This window comes from Ruegeria sp. AB5, from assembly GCF_056542645.1.
Genome location: NZ_JBQGAE010000029.1, coordinates 1 through 15,730, shown reverse-complemented (window position 1 = coordinate 15,730; position 15,730 = coordinate 1). Strand labels below are relative to the sequence as shown.

15 protein-coding genes and 1 tRNA gene are annotated in these 15,730 nt (G+C 57.0%); 9 read left to right on the top strand and 7 right to left on the bottom strand.

Annotated elements, in window-relative coordinates:
* Positions 1 to 230 precede the first annotated feature (230 nt).
* Both msrQ and msrP read right to left on the bottom strand, forming a co-directional pair.
* Complete coding sequence (gene msrQ, locus ACR0L4_RS22870) at positions 231 to 845, bottom strand: protein-methionine-sulfoxide reductase heme-binding subunit MsrQ (protein WP_170754958.1); 615 nt, start codon at positions 843 to 845, stop codon at positions 231 to 233.
* A gap of 4 nt (positions 846 to 849) precedes the next feature.
* A complete protein-coding gene (gene msrP, locus ACR0L4_RS22865) occupies positions 850 to 1,752 on the bottom strand; it encodes a protein-methionine-sulfoxide reductase catalytic subunit MsrP (RefSeq protein ID WP_170754960.1) in 903 nt (300 codons plus the stop codon).
* 199 nt (positions 1,753 to 1,951) lie between these two features.
* Between msrP and ACR0L4_RS22860 the strand changes: the two genes are divergently transcribed.
* Entirely contained in the window at positions 1,952 to 2,917 is a 966-nt protein-coding gene (locus ACR0L4_RS22860) for a hypothetical protein (RefSeq protein ID WP_480515438.1), read from the top strand.
* Between the two features lie 189 nt (positions 2,918 to 3,106).
* Here ACR0L4_RS22860 and clpB read toward each other — a convergent pair whose 3' ends face one another.
* Together clpB and ACR0L4_RS22850 are read right to left on the bottom strand one after the other, a co-directional pair.
* Complete coding sequence (gene clpB / locus ACR0L4_RS22855) at positions 3,107 to 5,725, bottom strand: ATP-dependent chaperone ClpB (RefSeq protein ID WP_480515436.1); 2,619 nt, start codon at positions 5,723 to 5,725, stop codon at positions 3,107 to 3,109.
* 126 nt (positions 5,726 to 5,851) lie between these two features.
* The gene (locus tag ACR0L4_RS22850; RefSeq protein ID WP_170754967.1) at positions 5,852 to 6,169 is read right to left on the bottom strand and encodes a hypothetical protein; all 318 of its coding nucleotides are present in this window, start codon (positions 6,167 to 6,169) and stop codon (positions 5,852 to 5,854) included.
* A 143-nt stretch (positions 6,170 to 6,312) separates the two neighbouring features.
* Between ACR0L4_RS22850 and pyrF the strand changes: the two genes are divergently transcribed.
* Positions 6,313 to 7,029 (top strand): orotidine-5'-phosphate decarboxylase, encoded by a 717-nt coding sequence (pyrF, locus tag ACR0L4_RS22845; RefSeq protein ID WP_170754969.1) that lies wholly within the window; start codon positions 6,313 to 6,315, stop codon positions 7,027 to 7,029.
* A gap of 259 nt (positions 7,030 to 7,288) precedes the next feature.
* Here pyrF and ACR0L4_RS22840 read toward each other — a convergent pair whose 3' ends face one another.
* On the bottom strand, positions 7,289 to 7,690 hold the full coding sequence (locus ACR0L4_RS22840; protein ID WP_480515433.1) for an NUDIX hydrolase: 402 nt from the start codon (positions 7,688 to 7,690) through the stop codon (positions 7,289 to 7,291).
* Positions 7,691 to 7,771: 81 nt separating this feature from the next.
* Here ACR0L4_RS22840 and ACR0L4_RS22835 point away from each other — a divergent pair, with 81 nt between their 5' ends.
* The gene (locus tag ACR0L4_RS22835; RefSeq protein WP_480515431.1) at positions 7,772 to 9,025 is read left to right on the top strand and encodes a DNA polymerase IV; all 1,254 of its coding nucleotides are present in this window, start codon (positions 7,772 to 7,774) and stop codon (positions 9,023 to 9,025) included.
* Positions 9,026 to 9,029: 4 nt separating this feature from the next.
* Here the strand turns inward: ACR0L4_RS22835 and ACR0L4_RS22830 are convergent, their stop codons facing one another.
* On the bottom strand, positions 9,030 to 9,890 hold the full coding sequence (locus ACR0L4_RS22830) for an N-formylglutamate amidohydrolase (RefSeq protein ID WP_480515429.1): 861 nt from the start codon (positions 9,888 to 9,890) through the stop codon (positions 9,030 to 9,032).
* A 147-nt stretch (positions 9,891 to 10,037) separates the two neighbouring features.
* Here ACR0L4_RS22830 and ACR0L4_RS22825 point away from each other — a divergent pair.
* Together ACR0L4_RS22825 and ykgO are read left to right on the top strand one after the other, a co-directional pair.
* Positions 10,038 to 10,112, top strand: a tRNA-Val gene (locus ACR0L4_RS22825).
* Positions 10,113 to 10,202: 90 nt separating this feature from the next.
* On the top strand, positions 10,203 to 10,328 hold the full coding sequence (ykgO, locus tag ACR0L4_RS22820; RefSeq protein ID WP_008755722.1) for a type B 50S ribosomal protein L36: 126 nt from the start codon (positions 10,203 to 10,205) through the stop codon (positions 10,326 to 10,328).
* A gap of 75 nt (positions 10,329 to 10,403) precedes the next feature.
* Here the strand turns inward: ykgO and ACR0L4_RS22815 are convergent, their stop codons facing one another.
* Positions 10,404 to 10,898: a GNAT family N-acetyltransferase gene (locus ACR0L4_RS22815; RefSeq protein WP_480515427.1), complete on the bottom strand. Its 495-nt coding sequence runs from the start codon at positions 10,896 to 10,898 to the stop codon at positions 10,404 to 10,406.
* Between the two features lie 225 nt (positions 10,899 to 11,123).
* Between ACR0L4_RS22815 and ACR0L4_RS22810 the strand changes: the two genes are divergently transcribed.
* From ACR0L4_RS22810 to ACR0L4_RS22795, 4 genes are all read left to right on the top strand, one after another.
* Positions 11,124 to 12,140, top strand: a complete 1,017-nt coding sequence (locus ACR0L4_RS22810) for a Fe(3+) ABC transporter substrate-binding protein (protein ID WP_480515425.1) — start codon at positions 11,124 to 11,126, stop codon at positions 12,138 to 12,140.
* 118 nt (positions 12,141 to 12,258) lie between these two features.
* On the top strand, positions 12,259 to 12,813 hold the full coding sequence (locus tag ACR0L4_RS22805; RefSeq protein WP_170754978.1) for a helix-turn-helix transcriptional regulator: 555 nt from the start codon (positions 12,259 to 12,261) through the stop codon (positions 12,811 to 12,813).
* Entirely contained in the window at positions 12,810 to 13,346 is a 537-nt protein-coding gene (locus tag ACR0L4_RS22800) for a GNAT family N-acetyltransferase (RefSeq protein WP_170754980.1), read from the top strand. Before ACR0L4_RS22805 ends, ACR0L4_RS22800 begins: the two co-directional genes overlap by 4 nt.
* 991 nt (positions 13,347 to 14,337) lie before the next feature.
* Complete coding sequence (locus ACR0L4_RS22795; RefSeq protein ID WP_480515422.1) at positions 14,338 to 15,351, top strand: recombinase family protein; 1,014 nt, start codon at positions 14,338 to 14,340, stop codon at positions 15,349 to 15,351.
* The last annotated feature ends 379 nt before the right edge of the window (positions 15,352 to 15,730 follow it).

Below are 15,730 nucleotides of genomic sequence, written 5' to 3'. Positions count from 1 at the left end.
GCCGCAGCGTCCCAGCACCTCAGCGCCGCCGGTGAAGGGGGTTCTAAGGTCTACCGAACACAGCCGCAAGCAGAAAAATCAGTTCTCGGTGAAAAATCCGATGTTTCTAACTTTATATAATTAAAACAATGAATTACATATCATCACTTCTGACCGACCCTCGCGTCTACGGGGCTCAATCAATCAGAATCACCGCGCATTGAGCGTTTTCCAGACGACTGCCAACAGACTCAGGCGGAATCGACTTGCCTTGCGCGAGTCGCGAGGCCCGCCCACGGCAAGCGCGCCACCAGAAGTCCAACAATGGCCGCGAGATACAAAAGTGGTTCAAGCTGAAAACCCTTGGCCAGCATCACATAGTGCACCCCACCCAAAAGAACCGCCAGATAGACCAGTTTGTGCAAACTGCGCCACCGCGGACCCAAGCGGCGCACCGACCAATTGTTCGACGTCACAACCAAAGGCAGCAGCAGCACAAACCCGGCCATCCCGACCGTGATATAGGGGCGCTTCAGGATATCTGCCCAAATCTGGCTGGGAAGTTGCACGTCCAACACCAGCCAGACCAGCATATGCAGCGCCACATAGGCAAAAGCCAGAACCCCAATCGCACGACGAAACTTCAACAGGTTCAAGCCGAGATACCTGCGCAAAGGCGTCACGGCCAGACCAAGGATCAAAAGCTGCAGGGCCAGTTCGCCCAACTCGTGCTCCAAAGCTTTGATCGGCTCGACGCCCAGTCCGCCGGTCAGACCGAGGTACAAGAACCAGGGGGCCGGAAGCGCCCCAAACAGATAGACCGCCCAAACGGGGATCTTGCGTATGATCTGGTTCACCGACTGCATGCGATCAATAGTACTCTTTGAGATCCATACCCTCATACAGCCCAGCGACCTCATCTTCATACCCGTTGAACATCAGGGTCGGAATGCGCTTGGCGAACAGACCACCGCCGACCTGTCGCTCGGAGGCTTGCGACCAGCGCGGGTGGTCCACGGTTGGGTTCACGTTACTATAGAAACCATACTCGCGCGGTGCGGACATATTCCAGCTTGTCGGCGGTTCATCCTCGGTCACTGTGATCTTCACAATCGACTTGATCGACTTGAATCCGTATTTCCACGGCACAACCAGACGCAGCGGTGCGCCATTCTGGTTCGGGATGGGACGGTCGTAGATGCCGGTCGCCATGATTGTCAGCGGGTGCATCGCCTCATCCAGACGCAGGCCTTCGCGATAGGGCCACTCCAGTACCGGGAACTGCGTCCCGGGCATCTCGTCCGGGCGATAGGCTGTCTCGAAGGCGACATATTTAGCGCGGTCCTGAACACCGACCATGTTCAGCAGGTCCGCCAGTTCAAACCCGTTCCACGGAATCACCATTGACCAGGCTTCGACGCAGCGAAAGCGGTAGATCCGTTCTTCGATGGTCATCTCGGAAAGGATGTCTTGAAACCCGTACTCACCCGGGCGGTCAACCAAACCATCGATCTCTATGCTCCACGGCTCTGTCACCAGCATGTGCGCATATTTCGCCGGGTCGTCTTTCCGGGTCCCGAATTCATAGAAGTTGTTGTAGCTGGTGATCTCTTCCCAGTTGTTTGGCTCCAAGGCTTCCTGCGCTGCGGCGGGACGCGCCATCGCTGCCAGCCCGACACCTGCCAGCCCGGCCATGATCTGCCGTCGGTTCAGAAACGCCGCCCGAGGGGTCACGTCGGCATGTGTCAAAGTGTTGGTCCAGCGATGCGCCATTTGGGTCTCCGTCCTGCGTCAGCGTCATAGGTCACGTAGTGCGCTGATAGCACAGAGCCAAGGAAACAGGCGTCACGATTGAGCGAACGAACTGTAACGTATCTGCGCCACACCGACCCCTTGCAGATTTTGACGGCTGGTCGTCATCGTCTCATTTGGGTATGCCGGATTCATCCGTTAGTTGATCAGGACTGGTCCCGTGCTGGTATTTCAAGCATTCCCGTTTTCGTTGTCCATTTTGTGGCGCTACGTTGTTGTCTTTCCCGTAATGATCGTCGCGCTTTTGGTGTACGGGCTGATCGGGGGGTTGATCAGCGGCTTGATCGGGTTGATTCTTCCGCCCGCGTCCATTCTGATCATGTTCTTCGTCGGCGCCTCATCGGGTGTTATACCGATACTGGTCGGCAGCCGTTTGGGACTGCAAGCCCGACACGTGAAACCCAGCAACGGATACGGAAAGTTCGTATTTCCCGCCATAATCTACGGCGCGGTCGAAGCGATTGGCATCGGGGTAGCAACAGCCTTGGCGATGATGTTTGCCTTCGGAGCCGTTACTTTAGGTGTCGGTGACATCTCCTCAGACCCTGCCGCGTATTTTTCAAACATGGAGCCTGCTCGTATCGCTGTTTTCTTGGCGATGATGCTGCTGCTCTTTGCGGCCATCTGCGCCTTGCGGGCCGCGTTTCTGGTTCCAATTGCAGCGGCTTCAATCGGGCGTGACCCGGATGGCCGACCCTATACTCCCTTCCTGAACTTCGGCGCCTTCTTCTGGCCGCTCTTTTTTTTGGTCGCAATCAGCTATATCGCCATGATGGTGCTATTGGTGGTTATCTTTTTCGGCGTGATCATGTTGTCCGATGCGGGTATCCTGACCGACGACCTGGAACTGGTCGAACGGATGGTCGATGGCACTGCACCGTTCTCGGTCACTTGGTCGATGGTTATGATTGCATTGATATACATTGTGATCACCGGTTGGGCATTTTGTATTCAATGCGCGGGCGGAGTCCTTGCCTTTCTGCGTCTGAGCGGTGACGCAGAACAGGCTGCACCATCTATCGAAACGCTGCTGCAACCGACGCCACAGCCGGTCGCCGGCTCTGCCCCCCGAATGACGGCAGAAGAACTTCGGGCCCTGCGCAAAAGCCGCCAGGTCCGTGAGTAGCCCCAAGCGCCGCCTGACATCGAACCGCATGCCCGTTGTCCCGACCGCACTCCAGAAGGCAGCTCGCACGGTCGCGAGACCATCCAAAACCTGTCAAAAGCGTCCGCCGTCTCGAAAAAATGCTGACGGCTGGGTCACAACAACAAAAAACCCGCCGTTTGGGCGGGTTTTCTGAGTTGCTTGCCCGGATCAGTGTACGACTGCGTCGTCGGGCCTTGGACGATCTGATGTGCCCAGTCGATCGCCGATGATCAGGCCCTCGGCCCCGGCGGTGACGGGAACAGTCTCGCCGTCCTTGATCTCACCGGCCAGCAGCGCTTCGGCCAGCGGGTTCTGCAACGCGCGCTGGATCACGCGCTTCAGCGGGCGAGCGCCAAAGACCGGGTCATAGCCTTCGTTGGCCAGCCATTCCTTGGCGCCATCATCCAGCACCAGTTCGATCTTCCGCGCGGCCAGACGTTTCTGCAAACGCGCCATCTGGATATCGACGATGCCATCCATGTCGGCCCGTTTGAGCCGGTCAAAGATGATGGTCTCGTCCAGACGGTTGAGGAATTCGGGCCGGAAATGCGCCCGGACCGCATCCATCACATCCCGCCGTGCCTGACCGCTGTCGGCCCCTTCCGGCAGTTGGCTCAGCGCCTGAGATCCAAGGTTCGACGTCAGGATGATCAGCGTCTGCTTGAAGTCCACCGTGCGGCCCTGACCATCGGTCAGCACACCGTCATCCAGAACCTGCAGCAGCACGTTGAACACATCCGGATGCGCCTTTTCGACCTCATCGAACAGCACCACCTGATAGGGCCTGCGCCGCACCGCTTCGGTCAGCACACCGCCTTCGTCATAACCGACATAGCCCGGAGGGGCGCCGATCAGACGGGCGACCGCGTGTTTCTCCATGAACTCGGACATGTCGATGCGCACCATCGCATTGTCGTCGTCGAACAGGAAGTTCGCCACGGCCTTGGTCAGCTCGGTTTTCCCCACGCCGGTCGGCCCAAGGAACAGGAACGAGCCGAGCGGGCGGCCTTCGTCATTCAGACCGGCCCGCGCACGGCGCACGGCGTTGGAGACAGCGGTCACCGCCGCATCCTGACCGATCACGCGGGAATGCAGATCGTCTTCCATCCGCAACAGTTTCTCGCGCTCACCTTCCAGCATTTTCGAGGTCGGGATACCCGTCCAGCGTTCGACCACCGAAGCGATCTGTTCCGGGCGCACCGTTTCCTCAGCCATCATCTGGCTGCTTTCGGCGTTCTCGGCCTCGGTCAGCTTTTTCTCAAGCTCGGGGATGACGCCATAGGACAGCTCACCCGCTTTGGCGAGGTTGCCCTCGCGCTTGGCGATCTCCAGATCAGCCCGCGCCTTGTCGAGCTGCTCCTTCAGATCGCGCGCTCCGGCCAGCTTGTCACGTTCGGCCTGCCACTGAGCGGTCATCTCGGCGGATTGCTCTTGCAGATCGGCCAGATCCTTTTGCAAGGTTTCCAGACGGTCTTTGGAGGCTGCGTCATCCTCAAGCTTCAGCGCCTCTTCCTCGATCTGCATCTGCAGGATCTGGCGATCCAACTGATCAAGCTCTTCGGGCTTGCTGTCCACTTCCATCCGCAGGCGCGACGCCGCCTCATCAACAAGGTCGATGGCTTTGTCGGGCAAGAAGCGGTCGGTGATATAGCGATGCGACAGCGTCGCCGCCGACACCAGCGCCGAATCCGAAATGCGGACACCGTGGTGCAGCTCGTACTTTTCCTTGATGCCACGCAGGATGCTGATCGTATCCTCGACGGTCGGTTCAGCCACAAGAACAGGCTGGAACCGGCGTGCAAGGGCCGCGTCTTTTTCGACGTATTTGCGATACTCATCCAGCGTGGTGGCGCCGATACAATGCAGCTCACCCCGGGCAAGCGCTGGCTTGATCAGGTTGGCGGCGTCCATTGCGCCGTCGGATTTCCCGGCACCCACCAGCGTGTGCATCTCATCGATGAACAGGATGATCTCACCGGCGGCCTCGGTCACTTCGGTCAGAACCGCCTTGAGGCGTTCTTCGAACTCACCGCGGTATTTCGCACCAGCAATCAGCGCACCCATATCGAGGGCAAGCAGCTTTTTGTCCTTCAGCGATTCCGGCACATCCCCGTTGATGATGCGCAGGGCCATGCCCTCGGCAATCGCGGTTTTACCCACTCCAGGTTCCCCGATCAGAACCGGGTTATTCTTGGTGCGGCGCGACAGAACCTGCATCGAGCGGCGGATTTCCTCATCCCGCCCGATGATCGGGTCAATCTTGCCCTCGGCCGCGGCCTCGGTCAGATCACGCGCGTATTTCTTGAGCGCGTCATAGCCCTCTTCCGCCGACGCGGTGTCTGCGGTGCGGCCTTTACGGATATCATTGATGGCTTCGTTCAGCTTCTGGGCGGAAACAGCCCCGGCATCCAAAGCGTCCTTGGCCTTGGATTTCACCATGCATAGCGCCATCAACACCCGTTCGACAGGCACAAAGCTATCGCCCGCCTTGGTGGCAATCTTGGCGGCCTCGTCCAGAACCTTGGCGGTCTGGCCGTCCATGTAAATCTGGCTGGCGTCACCGCTGACCTTCGGGATCTTGCCCATCGCAACTTCCAGCGCCTCAACCACGCGGTTGGGTGCGCCGCCTGCGCGGGTGATCAGGTTGCTGGCCAGCCCCTGGTCGTCATCCATCAATGCTTTGAGTATATGCGTGGGCTCCAGCCTCTGGTGCCCTTCGCGCAGTGCAATGGTTTGCGCTGCTTGCACGAATCCCCGTGCCCGCTCGGTGAACTTGTTCAAGTCCATGGCATTCTCCTTTTGAAAGCGCCCCGGTGTGATGCGCCCGCCTGGCGGCACGCATCGGTCGAAGCCTCACATTCAATCTGGGAAATATCTTTGCCGGTTCAAGAGGCTAGACTGAAGAATCCCGCACTATTCGCGTTGTATTGTGTAGACTGTATATCCGCCGGTTTCAGCCACTTGAACAGCCCCCGTCTCCTCCACCAGAGACTGAGCCGCGGCACTGCCCGCAGGGCATGAAACCAGGTCGGCCGTGTGATCCAGGAAGTTTCCCGTAAAAGCCGTTTCGCCGGTAAGCTGGCACCAATCGTCCTCAGACCTGTAGCCCCCAACAAGACGCAAATCGTCGTTTGTCGGTTGCGGTGCAGCCCCGGTTTCCGGCGTCTCAGGTGGGGTTTCGTCACATGCAGCCAGCGCTATCAACGCGCCCAGCAGAACCAGCTTTTTCATTTTCTGTCCCTTACTTTGAAATCAAGTGCTCAATACTGGGGACAATACCACAAAACGCGCCTGCCCGCGCCTGGCATCACAGATGGACAGAACGCCCAGAACCCGCTAGGACGCAACCGTTTGCCAAAAAGGAGCGGCCCCCAATGTCCACCATCATGTCCGATGACCGCCTGATCGTAGCCCTTGATGTCCCGAACGCCCTGCAAGGCCTGTCCATGGCAGAGCGGTTGGGCGACCGCGTGTCTTTTTACAAGATCGGGCTGGGAATGCTGACCGGCGGAGGTCTGGCGCTGGCCAATGAGCTGAAACAGGATCATGGCAAACGTATTTTCCTGGACATGAAGCTGTTCGATATCGGCAATACAGTCGAAAATGCCGTGCGGGGGCTGGCGCAGTTCGATCTGGATTTCCTGACTGTGCATGGCGACCCGCATGTGGTGCGCGCCGCGAAAGAAGGCGCGGCAGGCAAAGATCTCAAAATCCTCGCCGTGACAATCCTGACCTCGTTGAACCGCGACGATCTGGATGCCAGTCTTCTGAAAAAGGGCGACGTTCAGGATCTGGTTGTCGAACGCGCAACCAAAGCGTTCGAGGCCGGGGCTGATGGCGTGATTGCCAGCCCACACGAGGCCGCGCTGATCCGCGCCCTGCCCCAGGCCGAAGGGCGTTTGATCGTCACCCCCGGCGTGCGCCCGGTCGGAGCCGCTCTGGGGGATCAGAAGCGGGTCGCGACACCCGCCAATGCCATCAGCGAAGGGGCAGATCATATCGTGGTCGGGCGCCCGATCTATCAGGCCGAGGACCCGAAAGCCGCCGCAGAGGCGGTTCTGAACGAGTTAAATTCTTTGACACGGCATTGACCCCATTTTGGGAATCAACACGGATGAGCCGAGAAACGACTGCAATATCTTTACCTTAGGTCAACAATGGCACAACGTCGCTGAATTCACCCTGTGCCCCAAAACACACAGGCTTTCCGCAACTTTTTGGGGCAAAACCTTAGAACCTATCTAAATATGGTGTTTTGGGCGATTCTAGAGCGTGAAACACTCCCCAACGAACCGTTTCTTCCTGCGGTTTGTTACCTTTCCCCCCGCCCTGTCGCGGGGGGCTTTCTTATTAGAGATCGAGCTCTTCCTCGGACAGGTATTCCCTTAGTCGCGCGGCAAAACTTGGAATCGCCATTGGGTGTTTCAGATAGATCTCGGGCGCCATCAGTGACCAGTATTGCCCTTCATTTCCAAACCTGATCTGGCGCTCTGCCTCGGTCGGCAGCAGCGAGACAAAGAACCAGCTATCCCCATATCGCCGGGACCAAATCAGATCTGAGGACGAGAGCGCAAGGCCAACCTCTTCAAACGTTTCCCGCAGCACGCATTCTTCGGGCGTCTCTACTGAATCCCGACCGCCTCCGGGCAGGTCCCAGTGATCCGGAAACGGGATACCCGTTTTCCTGTCACGCCGGATGACCAACAGCTTGTCACCGATGAACACCGCCAGTTTTGCTCCTGTGAATGACATCTGTTGCTTTCCTAGACGCGCCAAACAACACTATACTCTCGGTTGCCCGAGTCAGAAAGCTCGGGGCGGGAAAGAACAGCCATGCCCACACTCTGCCGCGATTGCCTGACAGCCTTTTCAGACACCAAGCGCTGCCCATCCTGCGGCAGTCCGCGATTGAAATCGCATCCCGAGCTGTTTGATCTGTCGATTGCCCATATGGATTGCGACGCTTTCTACGCATCAGTCGAAAAACGAGACAATCCCGAACTGGCGGACAAGCCGGTAATCGTGGGCGGCGGCAAAAGAGGCGTTGTGTCCACTGCATGCTACGTTGCCCGTATCCGCGGGGTACGATCCGCCATGCCGATGTTCAAAGCGCTGCAGTTGTGCCCTGAGGCCGTGGTGGTTAAGCCACGCATGTCCGTCTATGCAGACGTGTCACGCCAAATCAGAGCGATGATGGATGAGCTGACGCCCAAGGTCGAGCCGCTGTCGCTGGATGAAGCCTTTCTTGATCTGTCCGGCACCGAACGCCTGCACGGCGCGCCACCTGCGGTGATGTTGGCCGGTCTGGTCAAACGCATGAAAGATGAGCTGGGACTGACGGGCTCGATCGGGCTGAGCCACAACAAGTTTCTGGCCAAGGTGGCGTCGGATCTGGACAAGCCGCGCGGCTTTTCCGTGATCGGCAAAGCGGAAACGGCGGAGTTTTTGAACGACAAACCCGTGCGATTGATCTGGGGCATCGGACCGGCCGCACAAGAGTCGCTGGAACGGGCTGGCATCAGAACATTTTCGGACCTATTGCGTTGGGATCAGGACGCGTTGACCGCAAGGTTCGGGTCGATGGGGTATCGCTTGTGGCATCTCGCTCGCGGTCAGGACAAACGCCGGGTTTCCGCCCATGAGCCCATGAAATCGATCAGCAACGAAACCACTTTTTTCGAGGACACATCCAACCTTAATATTCTGGATGGGCACTTGTGGCGCATGGCGCTGAAAGTCTCGGATCGGGCCAAAGCCAAAGATCTGGCTGGCCGTGTGGTGACGTTGAAATTAAAGAAGGCCAACCACAAGATTCTGACACGGCGCGTGTCGTTGCGGGACCCGACCCAGATTGCGGATCGGATTTACAGGACGGCGCGCGGATTGTTTGATCAGGTCGGTGATCAAGGGCCCTATCGGCTGTTGGGGTGCGGTCTGTCCGATCTGCGCCCGTCAGATCAGGCCGACATATCGGGCGATTTGCTGGACCCCGAAGCTACGCGCAGATCCCAGGCCGAACGCGCAACGGATGAAATTCGCAAAAGGTTTGGAACGGATGCAATCGTAAAAGGCCGCGCCCTGCGCTAGAGGTCTATTCCGCGGCCAGTCGCTGCGGCTGGGCACCGATACTGGCAATCTCGGCGATCACCTGTCGCAGCACCTTGGAAAACGCCATGAAGTTGGCGTTCGGTGTGATCGTGTCTTCATTCATATAAAGAGAGCGGTCAATCTCAACCTGAATAGCGTGCTGGTGTCGTCCGGGGCGCCCATAGGTTTGTGTGACATAAGCCCCGGCAAAGGGCGCATTTCTTGCCACCGCCAGTCCCGCCGACGCAAACGCAGCTTCGATTTGGTCCACGATCTCGGGCGAGGCCGAGGCACCAAAGCGGTCACCCAGCACAATCTCGGGGCGGGAATTCCGGGCTGCGCTGGCCATCGCGACCGCCTCATGCGGCATGGAATGGCAATCTATCAGAATTGCTTGTCCGAACTTCGCATGCGACTCTGCCAGCAGACTTTTCAGACGACCGTGATAGGGTCGCCAATACGTATCGATGCGCAAGCGCGCCTCGTCCATCGTCAGCTTCCCGCGATAGATCGCGCGGCCATTTGCCACCACACGCGGTATGACGCCCAGCCCCGAAGCGACACGTGGATTGTGCCCTTGCCGTTTTGCCCCTTGAATAAGGGCGGGATCCAGTTCATCCGCATTTCGGTTGAGGTCCAGATAAGATCGCGGCATCGCGGCTTTGATGAAAGGTGCGCCGCAATCTGACGCAGGCGCAAACAGCTGATCCACGAAAGCGTCTTCTGAGGATCGAATCATGTTCGGGCTCAGAACCGTGCGCCTGAGCAGTGCGTCGGGATAGTCGCGACCGCTATGGGGCGAGGAAAAAACCGCACATGAGCTGCGGTTTTCGGGCATATCCAGAAAATAGGCCGGGTTCTGCATGTTCTCTCCGTGTTCGAGGGTAACATAGACTGGAAAATAGTTCTTCCAAACCCCTTGAACCCCTTTGCGACTCCTTTTATAGACCCCGCTACCGGCGCGGCTATCCGCGCCCCATTTCGTTGTGGGGCTGGGGACGCAAAGGGACGTGGGCGGTTAGCTCAGCGGTAGAGCACTTCGTTGACATCGAAGGGGTCACAAGTTCGATCCTTGTACCGCCCACCATGAATTCACTGTTCCGGTTGTCCGGGACCCCGATTAACCCAGGCGCTGGCCACGTCCTTGATGAAGGCGCCGCAGATTGGAGACAGACCCATGAAGGTCAAGAACTCGCTCCGCTCGCTCAAGAACCGGCACCGCGACTGCCGTATTGTGCGTCGCAAAGGCCGCGTCTACGTGATCAACAAGACGCAGCGCAAGTTCAAAGCTCGCCAGGGCTGAGAACGGCACCTATACCGTAAAGAAACCGCGCCTCTGAGCGCGGTTTTTTTGTTCGAACGCTATCTGCTGTGCGAACTAGGCGTCCCGGTTGGCGCTCATCGGTTTTTCGAACCGCCAAACCTCCAACGGGTACGCGCCTTCCGAGGTTTCCAGATGCACGACCTCCTGCCCCGCCCTGATCCAACCTGACTTTCCATAGAACCGGCCTGCGCGTTCGTTACCCATTGCGCAGGCAAGCCACGCCGTTTTGTGACCGGCGGCCCTGATACGGCGCTCGGCATCTGCAATAAGCGTTTGCGCCACACCTGAACCACGCGCCTGTTGTGTGACATACATCTGATAAAGCTCATCGTCCTTTGTCATGCAAAACCCCAGCACCTTGGATCCGTCCACCGCAACCCGGGTAAGTGCCAGATTGTCCAGCGTCCGCGCCAGAAAGCTTTTTGAGGTGCGCAATGCACAAAGGTCAGACGGAACAATTTCGGCATGCGCGTCATGCCACCCGGTTTCCCATAGCTGGGCAATCTGTTGGAACTGCGCTTTTGTCGCGTTTTCCAGACGGTAGGTCATTTCTACACGCTATAACCGTGACAGCGCATCGGCAATATGGTCAATGAGACCGACATTCATGTCCTGCAGAACCCCCAAATGGTCAGCTCTTCATCGAAGGGATCGACCCCGCGACCATGTGACCAACTAATTTAGTCAGATTTTCTTGCATCTCCCGGAGAATCCTTTAATTGACAATTTCAGTCGGATTAACATCCGCCACGAATTTCAATGTTGGGAGACACTATGCTGAAATCCTCGACCTGCGTCGCCGCTGCCATGACAGCGCTGATCGCCACTTCCGCCGCTGCGGAAGGTGAACTGAACCTATATTCCTCGCGCCACTACGATACAGACGAACGTCTGTATTCCGATTTCGAAGACGCGACCGGGATCAAGATCAATCGCATCGAAGGCAAAGCTGACGAGCTGATTGCCCGTATGGAAGCCGAAGGCGTCAATTCGCCTGCCGATATTCTGCTGACCGTTGACACCTCGCGACTGGAACGCGCCAAGGACGCAGGTGTGCTGCAATCAATCGACAACGCCGTACTGGAAGAGCGAATCCCTTCGAACCTGCAGGACAGCGACAATCAGTGGTTCGGCTTTTCCCAGCGCGCGCGCATTCTGTTCTATGACAAGAACGAAGTAAGCGAGCCGCCGCAATCCTATGCCGATCTGGCTGACCCCAAATACAAAGGCCAGGTCTGCATCCGTTCGGGTACCAATGTTTACAGCCAGACGATCCTGGCCGCGATTATCGAGCATGCCGGTGCTGATGCAGCCAGATCCTGGGCCGAGGGTGTTGTCGCCAACTTCGCGCGCGATCCGCAGGGCGGCGACACCGACCAGCTGCGTGGCATCGTTTCGGGTGAGTGCGACATAGCGATGTCCAACACCTATTACTTCGCCCGCGCGATCCGCAAAGACGTTGACGGCGTTTCCGCCGACCGCGAAATGATCGGTTGGGTATTCCCCGATCAGGACGGCAATGGGGCGCATATCAACCTGTCCGGCGGTGGCGTTGCGGCACATGCCCCAAACAAAGAGAACGCTGTCAAATTCCTCGAATATCTGGCAAGCGATCAGGCCCAGCAGTATTTCTCGGCCGGCAATGATGAATACCCGGCTGTTGAGGGCGTCACCTTGTCCGAGTCGGTTTCGGCGCTGGGTGACTTCAAGGCGGACGACATAGACTTGTCGGCTGTGGCCAAGAACGTGCCTGAGGCGCAAAAAATCTACAACGAAGTAGGCTGGAAGTAGTCCTTCGTCAATTTCGAGAGGAAAGAGGGTGCGGAGGTGACCGCGCCCTTTTTTACTTTTATATATATGTTTTTTCATGTACTATCTCATTTATGAAAAGTTATCTCACTTTTGATCCATGCTAGATACTCTCTCAAACCGCCTTGCAATCCGCCTGAACGAACTGCGCCAGTCTCGAAGCTGGTCGCTGGACCAGTTGGCCGATCTCAGCGGCATCAGCCGCGCGACCCTCTCGCGTATGGAAAAGGGCGAGGTCAGTCCAACCGCAGAAAACCTTGGTCGTCTCTGCGCGGCCTATGGCCTGCCGATGTCGCGCCTGTTGATGATGGTCGAGGACAGTTTCGACCCCAAAGTTCCGTTTGAGCGGCAAGCGGAATGGAGTGACCCGGAGACTGGATTTACCCGAAGGTCCGTCTCACCTCCATCAACGGGGTTGAGCGGCGAGGTGTTGGAGTGTCACCTGCCGCGCGACACTGTGGTGCGATACGATACGCCCCCGAAACCGGGGCAGGAACATCACTTGATAGTTCTGGATGGTGTCCTGACGCTGACCGTGGACGGAACCGCGCATATGCTGAGCGGCGGCGACTGCATGCGCTATCACCTCTCTGGACCAACGCGGTTTGAAACCGGTTCTGAACGCGGCGCGCGTTATATACTGGTGCTGATATGATTACGCGTTTGACCGATGCATATTTCGATGCTGCCATCGACGATCTCGCAGATATCCTGCATGCCTGCGTGCATACCGGTGCGAGTATTGGGTTCATTCTGCCATTTTCGCTGCACGACGCGCGTGAGTATTGGCGCAACCGTGTGCGCCCGGATCTACAAACAGGAAGGTTGGATCTGTTTGTAGCGTACGGCGATGGGCGTATCCAGGGCACCGTACAACTGATCCCGGCCCCCATGCCCAATCAGCCCCACCGCGCCGATGTTGCCAAATTGCTGGTTCACCCTGACGCCAGGCGGTGCGGCTTGGGCAAGGCTCTGATGCACGCTCTCACGGAACGGGCCGCCGAGCTGGATCGCTCCGTACTGGTCCTTGACACACGCAGCACCGATCCCTCCCGCATCCTGTACCAAAGCATCGGCTTTCAGGTCGCCGGGGAAATCCCGAACTATTGCCGCAACCCCTTTGAACCTACACTGGAGCCCACGACTTTAATGTACAAAGAGCTGGACCTGTCGCAGCCCAACCTTTGAACCTATTGATTTATAGCTATTACTCCCAACCTTGTACCGCGTGAGGGCCGAGAGTTTTCCATACAATCTCAGGATGACGGGCTAGTGTCGTCATGTGACTTTGCCGATAAACCCGCCAAAGCGGTGGGCATTGCCGAGGCGCGGCGAGTATGTCGCCCCCAATGATCGGGCGGTCTGGCAACCGAACAACTCCAATCTCAAGGATCGGTATTCGTGGCGAACGATCAGTGCCTGGTCCAAATTGAGCTTTGAGACTTGCTTTACCACACAGATCTCATAGGCCTATCAGTCGCTAAGATGAAGCGACCGGCCCATGCCTAATTGGGGTCAACAAGCACTTGGGTCAACGTTGTGATGGAAAAGTCAAACCTCTCCGGAGTTTCTTAGGCTGTCGGGCGATGCATAGTTTTGCCACTCAATGGAAGTTAAATCATTGGTTTTTATCAGCTACATTTTTCGGATCGCACGGGTTTTGCCATTGGCGACTCAAAGGCTTTCCATCGCGTTGGAGCAGCCGAAAGAGTATTTTCGGGTTTTTGATCGCCTTCATCCGCACAGATCGTATCTAAATAACTCAATATTCCGGCCAGTTCTTCTTTGACAAGCTTTAGCCGCGCTATCGACATCGCTTCGCTCCGTCCCGCCAATTCGAGTACGACCGCAAAAACTGTGTCTGAATGTTTTGTCAATGCGATCAGGTTCTCGCCTGTTGGTCGTATGAGCCAGAAATCCAGTTCTTAGCCGTTCGTTCACATGCTCCAGTCCACCGCATCGTTGATTTTGTAGTTCGCCCTGCCCCACCCAGCTCTTGAGAGAGAGCGTCACTGATCGCTTCCCTGTATTCTGACACCGATACGCGCTCGTCGCACTTTCGATGAAACGTGTTGCCCTTTTTATGAAACATGTTTCCGGACCTCTCCCTTTAGGATTGAGAAAGGAATCGCAGAGTGTCCGTACAGGTTTGCAATTTTGAGTGGTGGGAGCCGCAGCATTGAGTTGGCTGAAGAACAAGACAGACAGGGAAAACCGGCGGAACGCTGCACAGTACGTTCGCATGTCGACAGAGCATCAGCGCTACTCGACCGAAAACCAGGCCGACGCCATCCAGCGCTATGTCGATGAACGCGGCTACAGAATTATCCGAACCTATTCTGATGCAGGTAAGAGCGGATTGAGAATTCAAGGCCGCGCAGGCCTATCGCAGTTGATCGACGACATCGAAACTGGCCAGACCGAATTCGGGACTATTCTCGTTTACGATATCAGCCGTTGGGGGCCCTTCCAGGACGCGGATGAAAGCGCCTACTACGAATATATCTGCAAACGGGCGGGCATTTCGGTCGAATACTGCGCGGAACAGTTCGAGAATGATGGCAGCCCAATGTCCACCGTCGTCAAAGGTTTAAAGCGGGCAATGGCAGACGAATACAGTCGCGAGCTTTCGCAAAAGGTCTTTGCGGGGCAGCAGCGGCTGGTCGAGTTGGGCTATCGACAAGGCGGCGCAGCCGGGTTCGGGTTGCGGCGGATGCTGATTGATGAAGCCGGACGCACCAAGGGCATTCTTTCGCGAGGTGAACACAAGAGTATTCAGATCGACCGGGTATCACTTGTTCCGGGTCCCGCTGATGAAATCGCAATAGTGAATCAGATCTTCTTGAGGTTTGTGAACGACGGTTGGTCTGAAGCTGAGATTGCGTCAGACCTGAACCAGCGCGGAATTCGAACCAATCTGGATCGGGATTGGTCACCGGCGGTTGTGCGTCAAATTCTGACCAACGAAAAATACATCGGGAATAATCACTGGAACCGCAATTCCTTCAAACTCAAGAAACGCCATGTCCGGAACGATCCGGAAAATTGGGTCCGCGTTGTTGGTGCCTTTGAAGCAATCGTTGACGCCAACCTGTTCGACGCTGCCGGAGCAAATATTGCAGCCCGCTCCCATGTGTTGTCCGACGAAGAAATGCTAGATCGGCTAAAGGAGGTTTTGGAGGAAAACGGGTAGGGGCTTCTTGGGACAAAGCGAAAAAACAGATGAAGTCTTTTGAAAAATAGGCATCCGTTTGATGCTTATTGCGCGAGATTTGCGATGTGCGACAAGACTGATCGCTAGATCTTTACGCTCACAGAACGATTGCGGACCTGCGATGAGAGCCCATTGCTGCCGTTTCCCCATTTTCAAGCGTTTGCAAACGCAGCATAGTGGTCCGGCCCTTAGCCGACCTTGAGCGCTATATTCGAATGCTGCGGTTGCAGCCCGCATTGTGGATGGGGTGGATGGCTCCTGCTCCCTCGGCGTCACAATGCGCCATACTGCAGTTGTCATCGACTGCTAGGAAAGGAGCCACCCAATGCAGGTTACAACAGTTGGCCTAGATCTGGCC

Coding starts and splice junctions, on each gene's coding strand:
- msrQ (WP_170754958.1), bottom strand. CDS start 845: ATGCAGTCGGTGAACCAGATCATACGCAAGATCCCCGTTTGGGCGGTC.
- msrP (WP_170754960.1), bottom strand. CDS start 1,752: ATGGCGCATCGCTGGACCAACACTTTGACACATGCCGACGTGACCCCT.
- clpB (WP_480515436.1), bottom strand. CDS start 5,725: ATGGACTTGAACAAGTTCACCGAGCGGGCACGGGGATTCGTGCAAGCA.
- ACR0L4_RS22850 (WP_170754967.1), bottom strand. CDS start 6,169: ATGAAAAAGCTGGTTCTGCTGGGCGCGTTGATAGCGCTGGCTGCATGT.
- pyrF (WP_170754969.1), top strand. CDS start 6,313: ATGTCCACCATCATGTCCGATGACCGCCTGATCGTAGCCCTTGATGTC.
- ACR0L4_RS22840 (WP_480515433.1), bottom strand. CDS start 7,690: ATGTCATTCACAGGAGCAAAACTGGCGGTGTTCATCGGTGACAAGCTG.
- ACR0L4_RS22835 (WP_480515431.1), top strand. CDS start 7,772: ATGCCCACACTCTGCCGCGATTGCCTGACAGCCTTTTCAGACACCAAG.
- ACR0L4_RS22830 (WP_480515429.1), bottom strand. CDS start 9,890: ATGCAGAACCCGGCCTATTTTCTGGATATGCCCGAAAACCGCAGCTCA.
- ykgO (WP_008755722.1), top strand. CDS start 10,203: ATGAAGGTCAAGAACTCGCTCCGCTCGCTCAAGAACCGGCACCGCGAC.
- ACR0L4_RS22815 (WP_480515427.1), bottom strand. CDS start 10,898: ATGACCTACCGTCTGGAAAACGCGACAAAAGCGCAGTTCCAACAGATT.
- ACR0L4_RS22810 (WP_480515425.1), top strand. CDS start 11,124: ATGCTGAAATCCTCGACCTGCGTCGCCGCTGCCATGACAGCGCTGATC.
- ACR0L4_RS22805 (WP_170754978.1), top strand. CDS start 12,259: ATGCTAGATACTCTCTCAAACCGCCTTGCAATCCGCCTGAACGAACTG.
- ACR0L4_RS22800 (WP_170754980.1), top strand. CDS start 12,810: ATGATTACGCGTTTGACCGATGCATATTTCGATGCTGCCATCGACGAT.